The 19,617-nt window shown below is 68.2% G+C and carries 21 protein-coding genes and 1 tRNA gene; 12 read left to right on the forward strand and 10 right to left on the reverse strand.

Annotation, left to right across the window (positions count from 1 at the left end):
• Nucleotides 1-72: 72 nt before the first annotated feature.
• From WBL05_RS05255 to WBL05_RS05265, 3 genes are all read right to left on the reverse strand, one after another.
• Nucleotides 73-1,140, reverse strand: a complete 1,068-nt coding sequence (locus WBL05_RS05255) for a BMP family lipoprotein (RefSeq protein WP_424224233.1) — start codon at nt 1,138-1,140, stop codon at nt 73-75.
• Between the two features lie 126 nt (nt 1,141-1,266).
• Nucleotides 1,267-1,485: a hypothetical protein gene (locus WBL05_RS05260; protein ID WP_424224234.1), complete on the reverse strand. Its 219-nt coding sequence runs from the start codon at nt 1,483-1,485 to the stop codon at nt 1,267-1,269.
• 81 nt (nt 1,486-1,566) lie between these two features.
• Nucleotides 1,567-2,382: an alpha/beta hydrolase gene (locus tag WBL05_RS05265; protein ID WP_424224235.1), complete on the reverse strand. Its 816-nt coding sequence runs from the start codon at nt 2,380-2,382 to the stop codon at nt 1,567-1,569.
• Nucleotides 2,383-2,482: 100 nt separating this feature from the next.
• Here WBL05_RS05265 and WBL05_RS05270 point away from each other — a divergent pair, with 100 nt between their 5' ends.
• Nucleotides 2,483-3,637, forward strand: a complete 1,155-nt coding sequence (locus tag WBL05_RS05270) for an iron-containing alcohol dehydrogenase (protein ID WP_424224236.1) — start codon at nt 2,483-2,485, stop codon at nt 3,635-3,637.
• A 6-nt stretch (nt 3,638-3,643) separates the two neighbouring features.
• On the opposite strand, the gene WBL05_RS05275 is transcribed toward WBL05_RS05270, so the two are convergent.
• The 3 genes from WBL05_RS05275 to WBL05_RS05285 form a co-directional block, all read right to left on the reverse strand.
• Nucleotides 3,644-4,921, reverse strand: coding sequence for a serine hydrolase domain-containing protein (locus WBL05_RS05275; RefSeq protein ID WP_424224238.1), 1,278 nt, complete (start codon nt 4,919-4,921; stop codon nt 3,644-3,646).
• Nucleotides 4,922-5,008: 87 nt separating this feature from the next.
• A complete protein-coding gene (locus tag WBL05_RS05280; RefSeq protein ID WP_424224240.1) occupies nt 5,009-5,500 on the reverse strand; it encodes a GNAT family N-acetyltransferase in 492 nt (163 codons plus the stop codon).
• Nucleotides 5,497-6,009 carry an RDD family protein gene (locus WBL05_RS05285; protein WP_424224242.1) on the reverse strand — a complete coding sequence of 171 codons (513 nt, stop codon included), beginning with the start codon at nt 6,007-6,009 and terminating at the stop codon, nt 5,497-5,499. Before WBL05_RS05285 ends, WBL05_RS05280 begins: the two co-directional genes overlap by 4 nt.
• A 312-nt stretch (nt 6,010-6,321) precedes the next feature.
• Between WBL05_RS05285 and WBL05_RS05290 the strand changes: the two genes are divergently transcribed.
• The 3 genes from WBL05_RS05290 (at nt 6,322) to WBL05_RS05300 (ending at nt 9,126) form a co-directional block, all read left to right on the forward strand.
• Nucleotides 6,322-6,660 (forward strand): DEAD/DEAH box helicase family protein, encoded by a 339-nt coding sequence (locus WBL05_RS05290; RefSeq protein WP_424224244.1) that lies wholly within the window; start codon nt 6,322-6,324, stop codon nt 6,658-6,660.
• A 72-nt stretch (nt 6,661-6,732) separates the two neighbouring features.
• On the forward strand, nt 6,733-6,870 hold the full coding sequence (locus WBL05_RS05295; RefSeq protein ID WP_424224245.1) for a hypothetical protein: 138 nt from the start codon (nt 6,733-6,735) through the stop codon (nt 6,868-6,870).
• A gap of 6 nt (nt 6,871-6,876) precedes the next feature.
• Nucleotides 6,877-9,126 (forward strand): sigma-70 family RNA polymerase sigma factor, encoded by a 2,250-nt coding sequence (locus WBL05_RS05300; RefSeq protein ID WP_424224247.1) that lies wholly within the window; start codon nt 6,877-6,879, stop codon nt 9,124-9,126.
• Here WBL05_RS05300 and WBL05_RS05305 read toward each other — a convergent pair.
• Nucleotides 9,119-9,682: a TerB family tellurite resistance protein gene (locus WBL05_RS05305; protein WP_424224248.1), complete on the reverse strand. Its 564-nt coding sequence runs from the start codon at nt 9,680-9,682 to the stop codon at nt 9,119-9,121. The two genes, WBL05_RS05300 and WBL05_RS05305, sit on opposite strands and share 8 nt — an antisense overlap.
• A gap of 63 nt (nt 9,683-9,745) precedes the next feature.
• Here WBL05_RS05305 and WBL05_RS05310 point away from each other — a divergent pair, with 63 nt between their 5' ends.
• Together WBL05_RS05310 and WBL05_RS05315 are read left to right on the forward strand one after the other, a co-directional pair.
• The gene (locus tag WBL05_RS05310) at nt 9,746-10,687 is read left to right on the forward strand and encodes a helix-turn-helix domain-containing protein (protein ID WP_424224250.1); all 942 of its coding nucleotides are present in this window, start codon (nt 9,746-9,748) and stop codon (nt 10,685-10,687) included.
• A gap of 23 nt (nt 10,688-10,710) precedes the next feature.
• Nucleotides 10,711-11,010: a hypothetical protein gene (locus WBL05_RS05315; protein ID WP_424224252.1), complete on the forward strand. Its 300-nt coding sequence runs from the start codon at nt 10,711-10,713 to the stop codon at nt 11,008-11,010.
• A 204-nt stretch (nt 11,011-11,214) separates the two neighbouring features.
• Here WBL05_RS05315 and WBL05_RS05320 read toward each other — a convergent pair.
• Nucleotides 11,215-11,290, reverse strand: a tRNA-Lys gene (locus tag WBL05_RS05320).
• A 90-nt stretch (nt 11,291-11,380) separates the two neighbouring features.
• Here WBL05_RS05320 and WBL05_RS05325 point away from each other — a divergent pair.
• A complete protein-coding gene (locus WBL05_RS05325) occupies nt 11,381-11,617 on the forward strand; it encodes a hypothetical protein (RefSeq protein WP_424224254.1) in 237 nt (78 codons plus the stop codon).
• A 33-nt stretch (nt 11,618-11,650) separates the two neighbouring features.
• Here the strand turns inward: WBL05_RS05325 and WBL05_RS05330 are convergent, their stop codons facing one another.
• Nucleotides 11,651-12,280 (reverse strand): TMEM175 family protein, encoded by a 630-nt coding sequence (locus tag WBL05_RS05330; protein ID WP_424224255.1) that lies wholly within the window; start codon nt 12,278-12,280, stop codon nt 11,651-11,653.
• An 87-nt stretch (nt 12,281-12,367) separates the two neighbouring features.
• Between WBL05_RS05330 and WBL05_RS05335 the strand changes: the two genes are divergently transcribed.
• Nucleotides 12,368-12,910, forward strand: coding sequence for a flavodoxin domain-containing protein (locus WBL05_RS05335; protein WP_424224257.1), 543 nt, complete (start codon nt 12,368-12,370; stop codon nt 12,908-12,910).
• A 26-nt stretch (nt 12,911-12,936) separates the two neighbouring features.
• Here WBL05_RS05335 and WBL05_RS05340 read toward each other — a convergent pair whose 3' ends face one another.
• Nucleotides 12,937-13,488: an HdeD family acid-resistance protein gene (locus tag WBL05_RS05340; protein ID WP_424224258.1), complete on the reverse strand. Its 552-nt coding sequence runs from the start codon at nt 13,486-13,488 to the stop codon at nt 12,937-12,939.
• 248 nt (nt 13,489-13,736) lie between these two features.
• On the opposite strand from WBL05_RS05340, the gene WBL05_RS05345 reads away from it, so the two are divergent.
• From WBL05_RS05345 to WBL05_RS05360, 4 genes are all read left to right on the forward strand, one after another.
• Entirely contained in the window at nt 13,737-15,197 is a 1,461-nt protein-coding gene (locus WBL05_RS05345; RefSeq protein WP_424224260.1) for a DUF3375 domain-containing protein, read from the forward strand.
• Nucleotides 15,194-15,859 carry a DUF4194 domain-containing protein gene (locus WBL05_RS05350; protein WP_424224262.1) on the forward strand — a complete coding sequence of 222 codons (666 nt, stop codon included), beginning with the start codon at nt 15,194-15,196 and terminating at the stop codon, nt 15,857-15,859. Before WBL05_RS05345 ends, WBL05_RS05350 begins: the two co-directional genes overlap by 4 nt.
• Nucleotides 15,856-19,221, forward strand: a complete 3,366-nt coding sequence (locus WBL05_RS05355) for an ATP-binding protein (RefSeq protein WP_424224264.1) — start codon at nt 15,856-15,858, stop codon at nt 19,219-19,221. The genes WBL05_RS05350 and WBL05_RS05355 overlap by 4 nt, the downstream gene beginning before the upstream one ends.
• A partial coding sequence (locus WBL05_RS05360; RefSeq protein ID WP_424224266.1) for a DUF3322 domain-containing protein occupies nt 19,218-19,617 on the forward strand: 400 nt, incomplete at its 3' end. The genes WBL05_RS05355 and WBL05_RS05360, both read left to right, overlap by 4 nt.

Below are 19,617 nucleotides of genomic sequence, written 5' to 3' on the forward strand. Positions count from 1 at the left end.
ACACGGGTGATGGTCCGGCTCCTGCGAACCGGACCACCACCCATCGGGTTTACCCTATGCCCTGCTCACCGGTCACTTCGGGGAGTTGGGGCTCTCGACCACGAGTTCGCCGGAAATGATCCGGGCCTGCAGATCGGCGACCGCGTCCTTCAACTCTTGCGGAACCTGGGAGTCGAAGTCGTGGAACGGCGCGATCCCGACGCCCTCGTTCTCCAGCGTGCCGATGTACGGCTCGGAGGTGAAGTTGCCGGCAGCAGCGGACTCGATGGTGTCGAACACCGCCATGTCCATCTTCTTGATCACTGAGGTCAGGATGATCGGGCCGTAGGTGGTGCTTTCGAAGCCATCGGTGTCGACCCAGATGATCTTCGCGCCGGCTTGTTCGGCTGCGGCGGCTGCGCCGAGGCCCACCGGCCCGGCGACCGGCATGATGATGTCGGCACCCTGTGCGATGAACTGCTCGGTCTGGCTCTGGCCCTGGGCCTGGTTGTCGAAGTCGCCGGTGAAGGCGCCGTTCTGGGCGTCCTTGTCCCAGCCGAGAAGCTCGACCGAGGTGCCGTTGTCCTCGTTGTACTTGGCGACGCCATCGGCGAAGCCGTCCATGAAGATGGACACGCTCGGGATCTGGATACCGCCGAACGTGGCGACCTTGTCGGTCTCGGTCATGCCCGCAGCCACGTAGCCGGCCAGGTAGGCGGCCTCAGCAGTGTTGAAGACGATCGGCTTGGCGTTCGGCAGTTCCTCGGCGAACGTTGAGTCGATCAGCGCGAAGTTGACGTCGGGATTGGCGGTGGCAGCGTTCGAGAGCGCGTCGGCCAGCAGGAAGCCGACACCGAAGGTGAGGTTGCAGCCCTGCTGCACCATCGAGTCGACGTTCGGCGGGTAGTCAGCGTCCGAGGTTGATTCGGCTTCGGCTTTCTGGATGCCGAGTTCATCGACCGCGCGAAGGAGGCCGGCGTAGGAGGTCTGGTTGAACGACTGATCCTCGAAACCACCCGCGTCCGAGATCATGCAGGCGAGGAAGTCGCTGCCTGCGGTGGCGTCGCCGCCACCCTCTTCTTCCTCCGGCGCGGAGCCGCATGCGGCGAGCGCCAGGGCGGTGGTGACCGCCAGGACGCCCATGTAGAACTTCTTCTTCATGAACCCTCTCCTGAGCTGCTGTGACACCGAACCCGCGCTCACTGCGGGCGGCGTTTGGGTAGCAACCAGCCTAGGGCCCATGTCTCACTTGGCGGGACGTAGCCGCGCGGCTACACCAAAGTGTTATCAAGCCCATCTTTCGCTCACCAGCTGTGAACAGAAGGCCTCGATGCCGCGCAGCGCCGTGTCGAACCGGTATGAGTGCAGCACGTCGAAACCGTGCTGGGCGCCGGGCAACTCGGCGTAGGCGACCGGCTGGTGCGACTGGCTGCGCAGGTGCACCACCAACGCCCGGGCACCGGCAACCGGGGTGTAGCTGTCCTTGGCGCCGTGCACAATCAGCATCGGTGGGGCCGAGTGGGCAGGCAGCGCCAAGGGGGTGGACGCCGGCTGCTCGCCTGCGTCCCGGCCGTAGTAACGGCCGTATTAGCCGTACAGCCCAACCGCCCCGGCCACCGAGGTGTCGGCACCGGTGAAGCCCGGCTGCAGGGCGGGATCGTTCTGGGTCAGCGCCGCCAGGACCGAAAGGTGCGCGCCGGCAGAGCTGCCCGACAGGACGATCTGATCGGCGTCCATCCCGTACTCCTCGGCGTGCTCCCTGACCCAGGCGATTACCCGCTTGGCGTCAACCAGGTGCTCGGGCCAGCCGACGTGTGGCCGAAGCCGATAGTTCGCGCTCACCACCACCCAGCCCCGGGCGGCGAACCGGTAGCGCAGTGCCCGGGCCTCGAAGTTCTTGTTGCCGGTGAAGTAGCCGCCGCCGTGCAGGTACACCAGCACCGGGTTGCGGCACGTGGCGTCCCGGCGGCGTAGTATGTCCATCCGCTGTCGGCGGACCAGCCCGCCATAGGGTAGGTCGCGCAGCCGCTGCACCGCTGGCGGTTTGATCGGCCATGGGAAGATGGTCCGCCACCAGGCCGGGGCGGCCAGTTCGGCTCCCACCGCCTCGGACATCACCCGGCGGGCCAGCACGCAGTTGATGTGCAGCCGGCCATACCCGGCGATGATCGCGATGCCTGCGGCCAGCACGACCCAGTCGGCCACGCTGACCGGCCGGTTGCTGGTCACGGCGTCGACGGTAGACACGGTGAACAGCAGCATCAGCAGTAGTGGGATCTCGTTTCCCGGTAGCCCGACCTGATAGGCGACCAGCGCCAACCGGCGCGGTCGGGCTGGCGGCCACAGCGCGGCCGCCACCATGATCGCGTTGATGACAACACCGATGACGTAGCCGTACGACATGGGCATCCCCTCTGCGTAGGTCCTTCCACCCTAGGTGCGCCGCCGCGACCCGCCAACGGCCCATAGGCTGGGACGACGCAGCCATCAGGAGGGCATCATCATGGGCACCACTACCGGCCCCGCTTTCACCTTCGCCGCTCCCGGCCGTCTGGTCTTCGGAGCCGGACGCAGCGCCGAACTGCCAGATCTGGTTGCCGAGTTCGGCGTCCGACCGCTGGTGGTGACTGGTTCGAACCCGTCGCGGCACGCCGAGTTGCTGGCCAGCCTCGGCGACCCGGCGGTCGCAACGGTGAAGGGCGAGCCGACGCTCGGGGCGGTCCGGCAGGCGGTGGACGCCGCGCGGACGGCAGAGGCCGACGTCGTGGTGGGTGTCGGCGGGGGCGCCGTCCTCGACACCGCCAAGGCGGTTGCCGGGCTGGCCGCCTCGGAGAGCGACCCGCTGGACCACCTGGAGGTGGTGGGCCTCGGCCTGCCGCTGCCGCCGGTGGTGCTGCCGTGGATCGGGGTGCCCACCACCGCGGGCACCGGTTCGGAGATGACGAACAACGCAGTGGTGACCTCGCTGGAGCACGGGGTCAAGGCGAGCATCCGCGGCCGTTCGCTGCTGGCGGAAGTGGCTCTGGTCGACCCGCTGCTCACCCTCGAGTGCCCGCCGGCGGTAACGGCGTCCAGCGGCCTCGACGCGCTCACCCAGTGCCTGGAGGCCTACGTCACCCACCAGGCGAACCCGCTCACCGACGGCTTCTGCCGGGAAGGGCTGCGCCGGGCGGCGTCCGGACTGCGTCGGGCCTACGCCGATGGCTCCGACGTCTCGGCCCGCACCGACATGGCGCTGTGCGCGGCACTGTCCGGGCTGGCACTGGCGAATGCCAAGCTGGGCGCGGTGCACGGATTCGCCGGCCCGCTGGGCGGCATGATCGGGGCGGCCCACGGCACCATCTGCGCCTCCCTGCTGCCGTCGGCCACCCGGGTCAACGTGGCGGCGCTTACCGCGCGCGGTGATGGGACGGCGCTGGCCAGGTACACCGAGGCCGCCGAGATCATCACAGGGCGCGGCGACGTGGCTGCGCTGCTGGCCTGGCTGGACGAGACCAACGAACTGCTCGGCGTCCCCGGGCTGGCCGACCTGGGGCTCACCGAGGACCGGCTGGACGAGGCGGTCGCCAAGGGGCAGGCATCGTCCAGCATGAAGGGCAACCCGATCACCCTGACCGAGGACGAGTTGCAGCAGATCCTGCGGGCGGCGCTCGATTGACGGGGGTCAGCTGCCGTACAGTTCCCCGATCAGCGCCCGGGCGATCTCGTTGGCGACCTGTTCGCCGGCGGGCCCGGCCTGCAGGTTGCAGAGCACGATCAGGGTGATGTCGCGTTCGGGGTCGTTCGCCATGAATGACTGGAAGCCAGGCAGCGAACCGTCGTGTCCGAGCATCGGCCCGAACTGGGCCAGCGCGATGCCGTAGCCAGCGCTGCTGGGGTCGTTGGGGTCGGACCGTTCGATGCTGTCCAGTCGCTGTTGCTGCAGCTGCGGACTCAGGTACGTCCCGCCGATCAGCGCCTCGACGTAGGTGGCAAGCTCTTCCGCGGTCGAGATGGCTGCTCCGGCCGCCCAGCCCCATGACGGGTTGAGGTTGGTGACGTCGTTGGGCAACAGGGTGCCAGCCCGGGCCGCGGCCTGCTGGTCGGGGGAAAGGGCGGCGTCCGCCATGGTTGAGACGTTGGTGCCGTAGAGGTACCCGCGCGGGTGCGGGCTGGGGATGCTGGCGTCCTCGATGGCGGGGAAGCTGGTCTGAGTCAGGTCGAGCGGTTCGTAGAGCCGCTCATTGAAGACCTGCTCAAGTCGTTCGCCAGTGAGTTGCTCGATGATCAGCCCGGCCAGCACGGTGTTGGTGTTGGAGTAGTGCCAGCCCTCGCCCGGCGGGAAGTAGGGCGGCTCGGCGAGCCCGAGCGCCGCCAGTTCCTCCGGCCGCCAGACCCGCTCAGGGTCATCATCGAGGATCTGGTTGAACGATTCGAGTTCGCTGTAGCTGAACAGGCCGCTGCGCATGGTGAGCAGTTGCTCGATGGTGATGTTGTCACCGTTCGGGACTTCTGGCCGGTAGTCGGACACCGGGTCGTCCAGGGCGATCAGGCCTTCGTCGACCAGTTGCAGCAGCACCGTGCCGGTCATGGTCTTGGTGTTGGAGCCGATCCGGAAGTGGTCGTCCACGGTGACTGGGTCCTCCTCGTCCACCTGCCGGGTGCCGAACGCCTCGAGGAAGTTCGAGCTGGGCGTGCGGACCAGGACCACCGCTCCCGGAACCAGCATCTCGGCCATCTTCTCCTCGACGATCGAGCGCAGCGCAGCCTCGTTGCCGGGGGTGGTCCGGGTGGTCGGCGTGGAGCTCGCGGCCGGATTCGGCGTTGGCGTGGGTGTCGGGGAGGACTCCGTGGCTTGGCCACCACAGGCCACCAGCAGGCCGGCTGCGACGCAGGCGGCGGCCAGCCCCCTGAGCCGTCGGACGCCGCTGCGCGCCCGGTACGGCGTGAAAGGACTGGTCAAACGCGTGTGGTGTGTCACGATGCCCCCTTCGCGGTGTATCGCAACAGTGTGCTGGGTAGCGATCGGGAAGTCGAGGTCCTGGTGGCGTCAATACTGGATCGCAGACCACAGCATGATGCCGTCGGCTTCACGTCCCTCCACGTGGACGAACCCGGCACGCTGGTAGAGCCGCCTGGCGCGGTTGCCGGCCTCGACCGACAGGCTCAGCCCGTCGAGCTGCCGCGCGGTTGCCTCGGCCTGGGCCATTGCCAGCAGTGCGGCCCCCAGTCCCCTGCCGCGTTCGGTGCGGTGCACCCACAAGCACAGCTCTGGGACCTGATCGGACACGAATCCGTAGCCGGCGTCGTGCTGGGGCAGGAACAGCACCCAGACCAGCCCAATGTCACGCTGGCCAGCCATCGCGACGAATCCGAAGTCACCGCGGGTTGGGACGAAGCGGGTGTAACGGGCGAAGTCGGGGCGGGTCCTGACGTCGGCCATGGTGAACCGGACTGCCGACCAGTTCAGGTTCGCCAGGGTCGCGGTGCCGAGGAGAGTGGAGTCGCGGGCAGTCAGGGCCCGGAATGACGGCGAGCTCATCGGCGGTCGTCCGGCTCGGATGGGAGCACCCGGGAACCAGCGATCATGTCGTGGACAGTGACGCCGGAGTCGCGAAGCACACCCCACAGACCCACACCGACCAGGCCATAGGTCGCGATCGAGGCGGCGACCAGGCCTGGTTCGGGACGCTTGAAGCCGCCGTGGCTGGCGCCGATCGCGATGACGTGGCCTAGCTGCCAGGGGATCGCGATCTTCACCACGTTTCGGGCCAGCGCGCTCAGGATGGGGAGCGGGCCGCCTTCGGTTCGTTCGACCGTCAGGCCGAGTCGATGCTTGCCCCACGTGGCGCCCCGGGCTTCGGCAGCCGTCGCGACGGTGGTGGCGAGCGCTACCGGGATTGCGCTCGCCCACACCACGAAGCGGCGGGACTTCCCCAGACCGGCCCGCGTGGCAATCAACCCGGCAGGGACGGTGGCGGCGGCGATCCCGAGGTAGCTGACGCAGTCCAGCGCATGGGCGGCGACCCGGCGTCGTGCGAGCGGGTTCATGCCCCGAGTCTTGCACGGAAGTGGAGGCTTCAATCAGGATGCGTGGCAGCACTGCCTCGAACGGGTTTCGACAGCAAGCCCACTGATCTGCTGAACGGCCTTAGTGGGTCGTCCTTTCGGTATGGGGCGGCTTGTTATGTCGCAGGACATCGTGGTTCGGGGGCCTTGAACCGTTGTAGGGAAGTTCGAACGTGCAGTTATCCGAATCCCTGCCGACCTACTTGCGTCGCATGGCCGGTCGCAGCCCGAAAATGTCAGTCGTGGCTGCGACCATGCTGACAAGCAGCTGCATCAAGGCCCAAGGAGGTAGCCATGGCGGCGTCGTCCGGGTCCGAGGCTTTGGCCGAGGCCGACTGGAACCAACTGGAAGCTCTCGAGGAAGAGATCGCGCAAGCCGAACTGCGCCTTGCCGCACTGCGCCGCCGGCGCGACGAGCACCTGCAGGCCCGGCGTCCGAACCCGACGATCTCGTTGTACGACTGGCAGCTGGAGGCGCTCGCCGCCTGGGAGGACGCCGGCCGCCGGGGCGTGGTTCAGGCGGTCACGGGCACCGGCAAGACCCGCGTCGGGCTGGCTGCGATCGACAACGCGCGACGGGCCGGTCGCCAAACGGTGGTGATCGTCCCCACACTGGCGTTGGTCAGGCAGTGAATCGCCGCGATCGCCGAGCTGCTTCCCCAGGCGCGGGTCCGTGCCCAGCGTCGTCCCGACCAGCCGTGGGACGTGATGGTGACGACCGTCCAGTCCGCCATGCGGCGCCCCGCGCTGACTCGCAGCGGCGGACTGATCGTGGCCGACGAGTGCCACCGCTATGGGGCCGAGACCTACTCCTTGGCGCTGAACTCCAACTACGATTGGTGACTCGGGTTGACCGCGACGCTGGAACGGGGCGACGGCGGCGACGAGATCCTGTGTGACTACTTCGGTGGGGTCTGCTTCGACCTCGACTACCAACGCGCCACCGCGGACGAGCTGATCGCGCCGTTCAAGTTCGCGCTGGCCTCGGTGCCGCTGAGCGCCGAAGAGCGCCAGGAGTACGACGAGCTTGATACTGCCCTGAAGACGACCCGCCTGAGCCTTATTGAGCGGTGGGGTGTGCCCGAGTCACCGATCGCGGAGTTCCTGAAGGGGGTCAGTGCGCTCGCCGAGGACAGGACGCTGGGTGGCGGTGGCGGCCTCGGCCGCTTCTACCTGGCCAGGTTCGCCCGGCGCAAGTCGCTGTTGGCCGAGACCAGGATGAAGTTCCTGGCGCTCGCGGGGTTGTCGCCGGCGGTGGGCAGCTCGGGCGGCACGATCGTGTTCACCCAGACGCAGGACGCGGCCGGTTCTGCTGCCGACGTGCTGATCTCCACCGGATGCACGGCGGCGGCGGTGCACTCGGAGCTGGGAGCGGACGAGCGCGAGCAGCGGCTGGAGAACCTCCAGCAGGGCAAGCTCGCCGCGCTGGCAGCGCCACGCATCCTCGACGAGGGCATCGATGTGTCGGACGCCGACCTGGGCATCGTGATGGCGTCCAACCGCAGCCGGCGTCAGATGATCCAGCGTCTGGGCAGGGTGCTTCGCAAGCGGGGCCGCAAGGTGGCCGGGTTCGTGGTGCTCTACGCCGAGAACACCGTGGAGGACCCGCATGCATCCGGGCACCTGCCCGACTTCTACGACGACTGCCTGCCGTGGGCCCAGAAGCACGCCCAGTTCAGTCTCGGTGAGGGACAACTTCCGGAACTGCTCGAGTTCCTCGGGGTGGCGGCGGATCAAGGCACCTCCGGGGTGATGCGGGCGATCACGGACGCCGCCACGCCAAGCCGCGACGCCGTGGAGCCGGGGTTGCAGCTTGCGGCAGGCGGGGAGGAACCGGAGCCGGATCCGACTCCGGAGGTGTCGGCCGGGCAGGACGACAGGTATGCGCGGTTCACCGAGCCCCCACTTGGGATGTTCGGGAAGATCAGTGATGACCCGGTGGCTGACTACTTGCATGCGGCCGGACGCTATCCGCTGCTGAGCGCCGCTGAGGAGGTCCATCTCGCCAAGGCGATCGAGGCTGGCTTGTATGCGGCCCACCTGCTCGAGACCGGCGACCCACCCGAATGGGAACTGCTGCAGCGGGTGAGCGAGACCGGCGACTTCGCTCGGCAGTGGATGATCGTGTCCAACCTGCGGTTGGTTGTCCACTGGGCAAAGCGACACACGAATCATGGGCTGGAGTTCCTCGACTTGATCCAGGCCGGCACCTTGGGCCTGATCCGTGCGGTGGACAAGTTCGACTTCCTGCGCGGCCACAAGTTCTCGACCTATGCCACCTGGTGGATCCAGCAATCCCTGACCCGCACGCTGGCGGACGAGAGCAGCTTGATCCGGATGCCGGTGCACTTCGTTGACAAGCTCAAACAGGTTGAGCGCATCCGCGCGACGAGCGGCCAGACCTGGTCTGAGTTCCTGCGTGAACATCCGGACGGCGTCCCGAACGTCGCGTCGAGCGAGGAACTGGTGCGGATGGCGAGGTTGAGCCGCCCGATCGTCAGCACCGACTGGCTGGCAGAACAGGTGGAGGATTCCTGGCAGGGCGTGCAGGTCGGCCGCACCGACATTCCGGTGGACGAGCAGGTGACCGACACACTCCACCAGACAATGACAGTTCAGCGAATCTTCAGCTTCCTGGACGAGAGACGGCCGGGCTTCTCATTCGTCCTCAGGTGTCGCTTCGGATTCCAGACCGGCGAGCCCGAGACCCTGGACGCCATCGGCAAGCGCCTTGGCCGGACTCGCGAGCGCGTCCGGCAGATTGAGGCGAAAGCGCTCGCCCTGATCAGAGGGCAACTCGGCGTCCTCGGGACGCCAGGCGACCAAGCGCAACCTGAGGAGCCTGCAAATCAGGCACCGCCTCGGAAGCCGCGGCCCAGTAGCAAGCCGGTTCGCAACGGCTTCGCCAGGCGACAGACTGAACCGCCCTCGTTCCAGCCGGCCCGGCGTGCGATGCCGGTGGACGCTGCCGAATCGCAGGAGTCCGTCCGCGGCTATCAGCCTCGCCGGTTGACGCTCTGGTATGCCGGGAGGAATGGCAGAACGCCCCTTGGACGAACGCCCACCCGCACCTCGCCCGAGGGTGACAGCGTCACCTGACCAGCCCGACCAGCTTCGCGAAGGTACCCACCGGCATGATCGGGATGGCGTAGTCGCGGGCCTTTCTGGCATTGGTTGACTGGCTTTGGAAGTCGCTGGCCACCAGCAGCGCCACCTTCCTGGTCACCGGGTCATGCACTGTCAGGCCATGCCGCTCGGCCATGCCCACCAACAGGTTCCGTGAGTATCCCGGGTGGTCCCCGGTGAAGGCGATCAGCGAGCCGGCCGTCGGGAGCTCAGTCGCCGGGAACCTCCGGCTCCGCGCGTTGTCAGTGGCCGCATCGAGGTCGGCCGGGGTCAGACGCAGCAGTCCGGTCACCCTGACCAGGTCCGCGTGCTCGTCCCGGCCAATCTCGCCGTCGGCGTAGGCCACCTGGCACAGTCCGCGCACGTACTCCCGATGCAGCTTGAGCAGCTGCCGGTTCGTCAGACCGAGTTCGTTTGAGACCAGACCCAGTTCTCGAATCTCCGCGCTCGACAGGTCCCGGTCGGCCAGGGCCCGGTCGAGCAGCGCCAGGTACGGATCTGCCTGCGGCACCGAATCGATCCGGGGCATCCTCTTTGACAGCTGGGCGAGCCAGGCGTCCGGGTTCCTGGCCGCCGCAGCCGACGCCCCGCGATGGTGGGCGATGTCGCGGGTGGTCCTGGCAGGGACACCCGTTCCGCGCAGCTGGCGGGGCAGACTAGACGGTGTGATACACAACGAGCTGGGCGACTTCTCCGCAGCCGCCGGGAAGCCGTCCGACCCTCCGACGTCGGCCTTCCCACCGGTTCCCGACGCCAAACACCGGGCCTGCGCCGCGCCGAGCTGGCCACACTGGCCGGGATCAGCGTGGAGTACCTCATCCGCCTCGAACAAGGCCGCGACACCAGACCCTCCATCCAAGTCCTCGCCTCGCTGGCCCAGGCACTGCGGCTCACCACCGCGGACCGCGAACACCTGCAACAACTGGCCACCATCAGCCAAGGCACCGAGCTGTGTGCCCACGCCCGCCAAAGCGCCGCACGCACCGTCCGTCCCACCGTGCACGCCGTCCTCGACCGGCTCGGCCCCACCCCCGCCGTCGTGGTCAACCACCTCACCGACCTGCTCGCCTGGAACGACGGCTACGACCGGCTCACCCGACCCCTCGGCCTGCTCGACCATCCGCAGACCAACCTGCTCCACTTCTTGCTCACCGACCCCCGAGCCCGGGACGCCTACCCCGACTGGTCGACAGTCGTCGACGAACAGGTCGCCTTCCTGCACGGTCACCGCCGCGGTGACCCGGGCGTAGACGCGCTCGCCGAGACCCTCACCGCTGTCGGTGGGGAGGAGTTCACCAGCCGTTGGCGGCAGCGGCCACTCATCACAGGCCGGACCGGCGTCCACGCCCTCAGCCACCCCGACGTCGGCCCGCTCCGCCTGAACTTCGAAGCGCTCGATCTCGGCGACCGCGACTACCAGCGCCTGATCATCTACCTCCCCGCCGATGCCGCCTCCAGCACCGCCCTCGATCACCTCGCCGGCCGCCGCCCCGGCGGACTGCGACCCGTCACATCGGCCACCACCAACCGCTGACCAACACCGAAGGACAAGACCTCATGCACGCACTTATGCGCTACACCGTGAAACCCGACCACCTGCAGACCCACCTCGAACTGCTTCGCGACGTCTACAACGACCTGGCCGAGACCCAACCCGACGGCATCGCCTGGAGCACCTACCAGATCGCCGAGACCCGCAGCTTCGTCGAACTCGTCGAAGGCCCCGACCTACCTCAGCCGCTGCCCCAACTTGAGTCCTTCCAGCGCTACCGCATCGGACTTGATGACCGCTGCGAAGGCGACCGCGACTTCCACGAACTCCACCAGATCGGCGCCTTCCCGGGAGCCCACAACTGACCTACAGCTCAGCGACTCCACGCATTCGCCCGTGCCGGACGCGCACGCCTCCGTCCGACTCCCGAGTTCACCCGTTAACGATGCCCACGTTGGTCAACCTTCAGCCCGACCTGGCCTGCCCAAATCGGCCCAAGGTCGTCGTCATATCTGATGGGTTACGCAACAGAGCCCCGCCCGGTGAAACCGGTGCGGGGCCCTCATGGTTGGTACACCGCCAGGGACTCGAACCCTGAACCCGCTGATTAAGAGTCAGCTGCTCTGCCAGTTGAGCTAGCGGTGCGCGCAAGGGAAGACTTTAGCGCACGAGTTGAGGCAAACGAAAATCACTGTTGCACATAGGCTGTGACCACCGCCTCAGTGAGGAGCGTCCATGACCGAACAGCAGGACGGACCCCAGCCGCCGCGTTCACAGCAGCCGGTCTACACCGGTGTGGGCATCGCGCTCGGCGCCGGGCTCGGCATCGCCTTGGGCCAACTCGTGTTCAACAACCTCCCGATCGGACTGGCGATCGGCATCGCCCTCGGTCTGGTCATCGGCGCCGCGTTGGACGCGCGGCATCGCCGCAACCCACCTCGACACGACGGCGAGGCCACCGCACCGCAATAGTCTCCCCGTCACCGGCATCCGGGCGACCCGCCCTCAACCCCCGCCCAACCGGCCCCGAAGTGCCCTGGTGAGCAGCGGGTCGAGCACGAACAGCGCGAACCCGGCCGTCCCGAGCCATGGTGACAGCGCAACCACACCCGCGCCGAGGATCACCGCGGTGAGCCCATCTCCCCGTCCGGCCCGGGCTTCCCGTTCCGGCAGGTCGGGCAACATCACTTCCCGGCAGCGCACCGCCCACATCCACTGCAGCCAGCTGAACAGCACCGACATGAAGAACGTCACCGGCATCAACAGCCGGCCGGCGAGGAAATCCGAGTAATCGGTCGCGGTAGCCGTGGCGAAGGGCATCAACACTATGAACAGCAGGCGTCCGTTGTTGAGCCAGGTCAGCACCGAGTCGACGCGAGCCACGACCTCAAACTGTCGGACGTGAATCATCCACAGCATCGACAGCATCAGGAAGCTGATGCCGAAGTTCATGAACTGCCGCCACATCCCGGCCAACGCCGACACCAGTTCGCCTTCCGTGGTGACTCCATCGAGCGAGTGGGTGGTCAGGTCGAGCACCAGCAGGGTGGCCGCGATCGCGAATACACCGTCGGTGTACGCCTCCAGGCGGTTGGTCGCCTGTGTCGCGGCGGGGTGCCGCCGGCTACGGATCATGCGGGTAAGCGTAGCTTTGTGTTCAGCAGGTGGCCGCAAGTCGCATCGTTGCGGTTGGACGGCACGCCGGCAACGGAGGGAGAAACAATGAACGTACTGGTGGCGTACGCGTCCCGTCATGGGGCGACGGCCGGCATCGCCGAGCGGATCGCGATGACCCTGACCCTGCGCGGTCACCCGGCCGAGGCGGTCCCGGTCGAGCGGGTCACGAATCTGGCCGACGTCGAGGCGGTAGTCATCGGATCGGCCGCATACATGGGCAGGTGGCTGGGGCCGGCGCAGAGCTTCGTCCGCCGGCACCGGGACGAACTGGGCCGGCTGCCGGTCTGGTTGTTCAGCAGCGGCCCGCTCGGCACCGATACCGTGGACGCCCAAGGCCGGGACGTGCTGGAGGCCTCCCGTCCGCAGGAGTTCGAGGACCTCGACCGCGCGCTGCAGCCACGCGGGAAGAAGGTTTTCTATGGCGCCTACAACCCCGCCGACAAGCCGGTCGGCGTATCCGAGCGGGTGGTCCGCTCGATGCCGTCAGTGAAGCGGGCGCTGCCGGAGGGCGACTTCCGCAACTGGCAGGCGATCGACGACTGGGCCAGCCAGATCGCCGACGAACTGGACGCACAGCCGGCGTCCTGACCCCGCCAGCTGAGCGGCCCGCGATTTCAGCTCTTCTTGGGGGCCCGGAGGCGTCCAACCGCGATCAGCGTCAGCCCCTCCAGCAAGACCTGGACGCCGAGGATGATGCCGAGCACCGACAGGGTTGCCGGGACGATGTTGAGCAGCACCCAGATGCCCAACCCGACCGAGATCAGGCCGCTGATGATGAGGATGACCTTGCCGGCAGGCACTTCGAACGCGGCGAAGATCCGGACGATACCGCTGACCAGGAAAAGCGAACCGGCCACCATCGTCAGCGCTACCGCACCGATCACCGGGTTGCGCAGGATGAACAGGCCCACCACGATCAGCACCGCGCCGCCCAGCGCGGCGGCCAGCCAGCCGCCCTGCCTGATCCGCGCTAGTGCGGCGATCAGCATGATGATGCCCGAGATCAGCGTGGTCCAGCCGAACACCAGAACCGAAACCGCGGTCGCGAGCACCACGTTCCCGAGCAGGAAGACACCGGCGATGACCATCAGGATCCCGAAGATCACGTCCCACACGGTTCGACGTCGTTCGAGGGCCACCTGTTCCTCGGTTGCAGTTGCGCTCATTTCGCCATCTCCTCTCGTGACTCGGAGGAATGCTTACCCACGAAAGCGCTTCCCGCATCACCCGACGCGGGTGGATCAGCCAGCGGCCGGGCCCGGGCGGGTATATCCCGTCACAACGGACGGGAGAATGCACGCCCATGGCCCCGAGCGCGGGCACTGACCATCCCGATGGAACCAGTAGTGCACACCGGGCGCGCCAACGTGACCTGAGCCCGAGACCCCAGCCCCGCCCACCTATGCTGACGGCCATGGCTGGAGCATCGATCGCTGCCCTGCGGGCCCGCCGCGCCGCAGGTTCGGCGGCCCTGAAGCTGCTCCGCGCCGACCTGATGCCCGTGATCGTGGCCACCTGCGGGCGGCTGCTGGTGGAGCGCCGGGTCATCCCCTACCCCGAGTTCGTGACACTGGTCGCCGACGACCTGGCCGAGTTGCGGGACGACGGCTTCCAACTGCCCCGCACCCCGCAGGAGTACATCGCCGACTGGATCCGGGACGGCATCCTGGTGCGCCGCGCCAGCGCCGCCCGCGACGAGAGCGTCGAACTGTCGGCCACCGCCGCGGACGCCATCAGCTTCATCACCGCGATCGAACAGCCGCGGGCGAGCGTCACCTCGTCCCGGCTGGCCAACGTCTCCGACCTGCTCACCTCGCTGGCCCGTGACACCGACCCCGACCCGGCCAGCCGCATCGAGGCGCTCCGCCGCCAACGCGAACGCATCGACCAGCAGATCGCCCGGGTCGAGCAGGACGGCTACACCCCGCTGGACGACCAGTCCGCCCAGGAGCGGCTGCAGGAGATCCTGCTGCTGGCCGATGAGGTGCCGCGCGACTTCGCCAAGGTGGCCGAGTCCATCGAGCAGATCAACCACGACCTGCGCGAACAGATCGTCAGCCACGAGGGCCAGCGCGGCGGGGTGCTGGCCCAGGTCTTCTCCGGGGTCGACCTGATCGAGAACTCCGACGCCGGACGCACCTTCAACGCGTTCTACCGGCTGCTGCTCGACCCCGAACTGGCCGAACGGTTCGACGCCGCCGTGGACGCGGTGCTCCTGCGTGGCTTCACCCAGGCGTTGCCGCTGGGCGAGTCGGCCTTCCTGCGCCAGTACCTCAGCCTGCTGCAGCGGGAGAGCGCGCAGGTGCGCGCCACCCTGACCGACCTGTCCCGCAGCCTGCGCCGGTTCGTCGAGACCCAGGAATACCGGGAGCACAAGCGGCTGGCCGAAGCGATCGGACGCGCCGAACAGGCGGCGATGGCGGTGCTGCGCGTCCTGCCACCCACCAGGCCACTTGGGCTCGGTCTCGACCTGACCGGGATGCAGATCTCGTCCATCGGCGCCTGGACCCTGCACAATCCAGCAGACGTCCGCACCACCGAGGACGTCACCGAACACCGGCCCGCACCGCTGGATGTCGAGGCGATGCGCCGGCTGGTCCGGCTCACCGAGATCGACTTCGGCGAACTGCAGGCCAACATCGCGGCCACCCTGCGCGACCGACCGAGCGCAAGCATCGCTGACGTCCTGCATCGGTTCCCCGCTTCACAAGGGCTGGCGTCCATTGTGGGGTTGCTCTTCCTGGCCCTCAACCATGCCATCGCAGCGGCCGGCACCGAGACCTGGTCATGGCAGTCCACCGCGGGCGTCACGAAAACTGTCAGTGCGCCGAGGTATGTCTTTACCGACGTCCCATCCAGTTGGAGCCGAAGATGAGCCTGCAGCCCGCGCCCCGCCGCGCTGAAGAAGTCGACGAGGACGACTTCGACCTGGCGATCGAGCCGGTTGAGGTGGTCGACCCCGGCGAACTGCCGCACCCGATTCGCCAGGTGGTGGTGAAACTGGTGCAGGGCCCCTACCTGCGCGCCGACCAGCACCAGAAGCTGTGGGCGGTGCTCGAGGCCAACGAGCAAGTGGTGCGAACCCGGTTGGCCGACCTCTACCTCGACCTGATCATCGACCACGAGGCGCGGCTCGCGTTCGTCCGCCACCTCAATGTCGACAACGCCGTGAAGGTGATCCGCAACCAGCCGCTGACACTGCTCGACACCGTCCTGGTGCTGTACCTGCGCCGGCTGCTGCTGCAGCGCAGCCACGGCAGCGTCCGCGTTTTCGTCGGCCGCGACGAGATGGAGGACCAGTTGCGCAGCTACCGCCCGGCCGATCGTGCCGACAAGAGTGGGTTCGACGCCCGGATCAATGCGGCGATCTCGAAGATGGACAAGTACAACGTGCTGCTCAAGGCCACCGGCGACGACGATCGTTGGGAGGTCTCCCCCATCCTGGCGCTGGCGATCGGGGCCGACCAGGTGGCCGCCATCAACGACGAACTGCTACGCCTCGCCCCCGCCACCGATGAAACCGAGGACGACGCATGACCGGTCAGCAACGACTCAGCCGCGTCCAGCTGGTCAACTGGGGCACCTTCCATGGCGCCCACTCGTTCACGATGCCGCGCGAAGGGTTGCTGCTGACGGGCCCGTCCGGTTCGGGCAAGTCGTCGCTGCTGGACGCGTTGGCCGCGATCCTGGTGCGACCTAGCCGGCTGCGGTTCAATGCCGCCGCCCAGGGCACCGACACCGGCGACCGCGACCGCAGCCTGGTCACTTACGTGCGCGGCGCCTACAAGCGGCAGGCCGACGCCGAAACCGGCGAGATCCAGACCGCCTACCTGCGCAAGGACGCCACCTGGAGCGGGATTGCGCTCACGTTCGACGACGGCCGCGGCACGGTCACCACCCTGATCCGGCTGTTCCACCTGGCGCGGGGCAGCGCCGACACCGGCGACCTGAAGTCGGTGTTCATCCTTGCCAAGGACGCCGTCGAGGTGCTCGACCTGAAACCCTATGTCGAGAACGGGCTGGAGATCCCCCGCATCAAGCGGGCACGTCCCGACCTGGCCGTCTTCAGCAAGGACGCCTACACCGGCTTCGCGGCCAGGTTCCGCGCCCGGCTGGGCATCACCTCGGAACAGGCGCAGGTGCTGCTGCACAAGACCCAGTCGGCCAAGAACCTGACCAGCCTCGACTCGTTGTTCCGGGAGTTCATGCTGGACGAACCCGACTCGTTCCGGCTGGCCGACGAGACCGTCGAGCAGTTCACCGAGCTGTCCGCAGCCCACCGTGCGGTGGTGGACGCACGCAAGCAGGTCGAGGCGCTGCGTCCGTTGCGGGCGGTCGACCAGGAGCTGACCCGGATCGGCGCCGAATCCGCCGAGGTGTCGTTGCTGGAGTCACACCTGGATGCCTGGGTCTGGGGTCACCAACTGGCCCGGGCCGCGCGGGAGCGGGATCGGGCGCAACGCAGCGTCGCAGAACTGGCCGGCGAGCTCGCCGCCGCCCAGACCGCCAGGCAGACCGCCGACCGGCAGGCGCTGGAGGCCCAGCGGGCCTACGACGGCGCCGGCGGGGCCCAATTCGGCGCGTTGCACGACCTGCGGGAACGCTACCTGAGCGACGCCGAACAGCGTCGGGGACACGTGTCGCGGCTGACCCACCTGGCCGAGGCGGAAGACCTGACCCTGCCGACCAACGCGTCCGGGATCGCCGCCTTCACCGAACGGGTCGGCGAGCTGGACGCCGAGCTGGCCGGGCAGCAGCAGCGGCTGAAGGCCGACCAGTGGCAGGCACACGCCCGACGCAGCCAGCTTGACCAGCAGCAATCAGAGCTGGGCCAAGAGCTGGCGGCCCTGCGCAAGCACCGGTCGAACCTGGATCGGCGGCTGCTGGCGGTGCGAGCACAGTTGGCCGACCGGCTGCAGGTGGCCGAGACCGGCCTGCCGTTCGTCGGCGAACTGCTGGAGGTGCCGGCCGAGCAGGACGCCTGGCGGGGCGCGATCGAACGGGTGCTCGGGTCGTTCGCTCGCACCCTGGTCGTGCCCGACAGGCACTACCTGGCCGCCGCCCAGATCATCGACGCCAGCGACCTGGGCACCCGGCTGGTCTACGAGCGGGTGACCGATGGCCGGACAGCTCATGCCGAGCCGCCCACCGACCGGCGGACCCTGGTCCACAAGCTGGAAGTGGCCGACGGACCCTTCCACGGCTGGCTCTGGGATCGGCTGTGCAGCCGGTTCGACTACGCGTGCGTGGATCATCCCGACGACTTCGCCGGTGTGGCCCGGGCGGTCACCCGGCGCGGTCAGGTCAAGCACAACGAGCACCGGCACGAGAAGGACGACCGCTCCCGGGTGGACGATCGCAGCCGGTGGGTGCTCGGCTTCTCGACCGAGGCCAAGGAGGCCGATCTGGAGCGGCGGCTCACCGGGAGCCTGGTCGAGCTGGCAGCGGCGGTCGCGGTCCTCGACGGCCAGGCGGAACAGGACGAGAACCTGAAGCAGCGCCGGGCCGGTCTGGCCGAGCTGCGCAGCATCGGCTGGCCCGAACTCGACGTCGGCGAGGCGGAGCGCCGCGTCGCCGAGCTCGACCAGCAGATCGAGAGTCTGCGCCGCGACAGGCCCGACTTCGCCACCCTGGAGACCAACCTCCATCGGGCCCGGGACGATGTCCGGGCGGCCGAGCGGATCTGGCAGGAACTGGCGGTCAAGCACGCCCAGGCCGAGACGAAGCTGGCCGCGGTTGTCGAGCGGATCGAACAGCTCGATCAGAAGCTGGCCGCAGTCGACGCCGTCCCCGAGCCGGTGTCCGACGCACTGCAGGTGCTGGCCGCCGAACTTGCGTTGGCGGAACCTGACGAACCAGGGCTGCGGAAGGAGCTGGGCACGCGCCGGAGTCGCCTGGAGGGTGAGCGGCACCGCAGGGAGAACGAGGCGTCCCGCGTGATGGGCAGGTACCGCCTCAACTGGCCGATCGCGGTGGCCGACCTGGGCGACGACGTCGGTTACCTGCCGGAGTACCTGCAACGACTGACCGGGCTTGAGGACGACGGACTGCCAGGCTACGAGAACCGCTTCTTCGAACTGCTGCAACGCCAGGCCCGCAACAACATCAGCCAGTTGGCGCAGGTGATCAAGGGTGCTCGTCGCGAGGTGCGGATGCGCGTCGACGAGGTGAACAAGTCGCTGCTGATGACGGAGTTCGCCCGCGGGTCCTACCTGCAGATTGAGGTGCGCGACCGGGCGCTGCCGGCGGTCGAGGAGTTCCTCGCCACACTGGGCGAGATCACCTCCGGGTCTTTCGACGACGCGTTCGCCGGGACGGACGACCGGGCCGCGGCTGAGCGGCGCTTCGAGGCGATGCGTCGACTGCTGGAGAAGCTGAGTTCGGAGGACCCGGCCGACAAGAAGTGGCGCCAGCTCTGCCTGGACACCCGGCAACACGTCCAGTTCCAGGCGCGGGTTCAGGACGCCGACGGCGTCGCGCTCGATCACTACACCGGTTCGGGTGGACGTTCGGGTGGCGAGCGGCAGCGGCTGGTCACGTTCTGCCTGGCCGCGGCGTTGCGGTTCCAGTTGGCGCCGCCCGGGCAGTTGGTACCAAGCTATGCTCTCGTGGTCATCGATGAGGCCTTTGACAAGGCCGATCACGAGTTCACCCGAGCCGGGCTGGAGGTCTTCCGGCAGTTCGGGTTCCAACTGCTGCTGGCCACCCCGCTGAAGATGCTGCAGACCATCGAGGACTACGTCGGCGGCCTGGTGATGGTGAGCAACGAGTCGGGCGACAGCTCCCGGCTGCACCTGTTGCTCTTCGAGGACAGTGGGGATGCCGCCCACCAGCAGCCATCGGCCGATGAAGCGCTCGATTTCGACGTGCTTGGGCTGCGGCAGGAGTCGTTGCTTTGAGGACGCCGGATGACCTCGCCAAGTGGGCACAGGGGCAGTGGCGCCGGAACTGGCGGAGCTGGTTGGTCGCGCCTGAGTCGAGGACCTGGCCGCTGCACCCGCCCACCGAGGCGCAACTCGCGGCCGACCCGGACGCCGCCTCGGCCTGGGTGAGTGCCTGGCGACGAGTGGGCGTCCCCGGGCTGGAGGTGCAGTGGGTTGAGCGGCGCTGGCCCGCCTTCGGCCGCCAATCACTGCCCGCGCGGGTGATCCTCACACCTGAGGCCGTTGCCCGATTGGCCGGCCGCGCCGGCGAGTGGACGCGCGCCACCACTGCGGCCATCCGGCTGCGCGAGCAGTGGCCCGAGTACGACCTCGACCAGGCACTGCAGGCCGCCGCGCCCGGCTTGGCCGGGC

The sequence above is a fragment of the Brooklawnia sp. genome, from assembly GCF_049651565.1.
GTDB lineage: Bacteria > Actinomycetota > Actinomycetes > Propionibacteriales > Propionibacteriaceae > Brooklawnia.

Excerpts from the sequence above, each read along its gene's own strand:
- WBL05_RS05290 (WP_424224244.1), top strand. The coding sequence starts at position 6,322 with ATGGCGGCGTCGTCCGGGTCCGAGGCTTTGGCCGAGGCCGACTGGAAC.
- WBL05_RS05325 (WP_424224254.1), top strand. The coding sequence starts at position 11,381 with ATGACCGAACAGCAGGACGGACCCCAGCCGCCGCGTTCACAGCAGCCG.
- WBL05_RS05255 (WP_424224233.1), bottom strand. The coding sequence starts at position 1,140 with ATGAAGAAGAAGTTCTACATGGGCGTCCTGGCGGTCACCACCGCCCTG.
- WBL05_RS05355 (WP_424224264.1), top strand. The coding sequence starts at position 15,856 with ATGACCGGTCAGCAACGACTCAGCCGCGTCCAGCTGGTCAACTGGGGC.
- WBL05_RS05305 (WP_424224248.1), bottom strand. The coding sequence starts at position 9,682 with ATGCCCCGGATCGATTCGGTGCCGCAGGCAGATCCGTACCTGGCGCTG.
- WBL05_RS05350 (WP_424224262.1), top strand. The coding sequence starts at position 15,194 with ATGAGCCTGCAGCCCGCGCCCCGCCGCGCTGAAGAAGTCGACGAGGAC.
- WBL05_RS05315 (WP_424224252.1), top strand. The coding sequence starts at position 10,711 with ATGCACGCACTTATGCGCTACACCGTGAAACCCGACCACCTGCAGACC.
- WBL05_RS05265 (WP_424224235.1), bottom strand. The coding sequence starts at position 2,382 with ATGTCGTACGGCTACGTCATCGGTGTTGTCATCAACGCGATCATGGTG.
- WBL05_RS05280 (WP_424224240.1), bottom strand. The coding sequence starts at position 5,500 with ATGAGCTCGCCGTCATTCCGGGCCCTGACTGCCCGCGACTCCACTCTC.
- WBL05_RS05260 (WP_424224234.1), bottom strand. The coding sequence starts at position 1,485 with ATGCTGATTGTGCACGGCGCCAAGGACAGCTACACCCCGGTTGCCGGT.
- WBL05_RS05285 (WP_424224242.1), bottom strand. The coding sequence starts at position 6,009 with ATGAACCCGCTCGCACGACGCCGGGTCGCCGCCCATGCGCTGGACTGC.
- WBL05_RS05345 (WP_424224260.1), top strand. The coding sequence starts at position 13,737 with ATGGCTGGAGCATCGATCGCTGCCCTGCGGGCCCGCCGCGCCGCAGGT.
- WBL05_RS05340 (WP_424224258.1), bottom strand. The coding sequence starts at position 13,488 with ATGAGCGCAACTGCAACCGAGGAACAGGTGGCCCTCGAACGACGTCGA.
- WBL05_RS05330 (WP_424224255.1), bottom strand. The coding sequence starts at position 12,280 with ATGATCCGTAGCCGGCGGCACCCCGCCGCGACACAGGCGACCAACCGC.
- WBL05_RS05310 (WP_424224250.1), top strand. The coding sequence starts at position 9,746 with ATGGTGGGCGATGTCGCGGGTGGTCCTGGCAGGGACACCCGTTCCGCG.
- WBL05_RS05335 (WP_424224257.1), top strand. The coding sequence starts at position 12,368 with ATGAACGTACTGGTGGCGTACGCGTCCCGTCATGGGGCGACGGCCGGC.
- WBL05_RS05270 (WP_424224236.1), top strand. The coding sequence starts at position 2,483 with ATGGGCACCACTACCGGCCCCGCTTTCACCTTCGCCGCTCCCGGCCGT.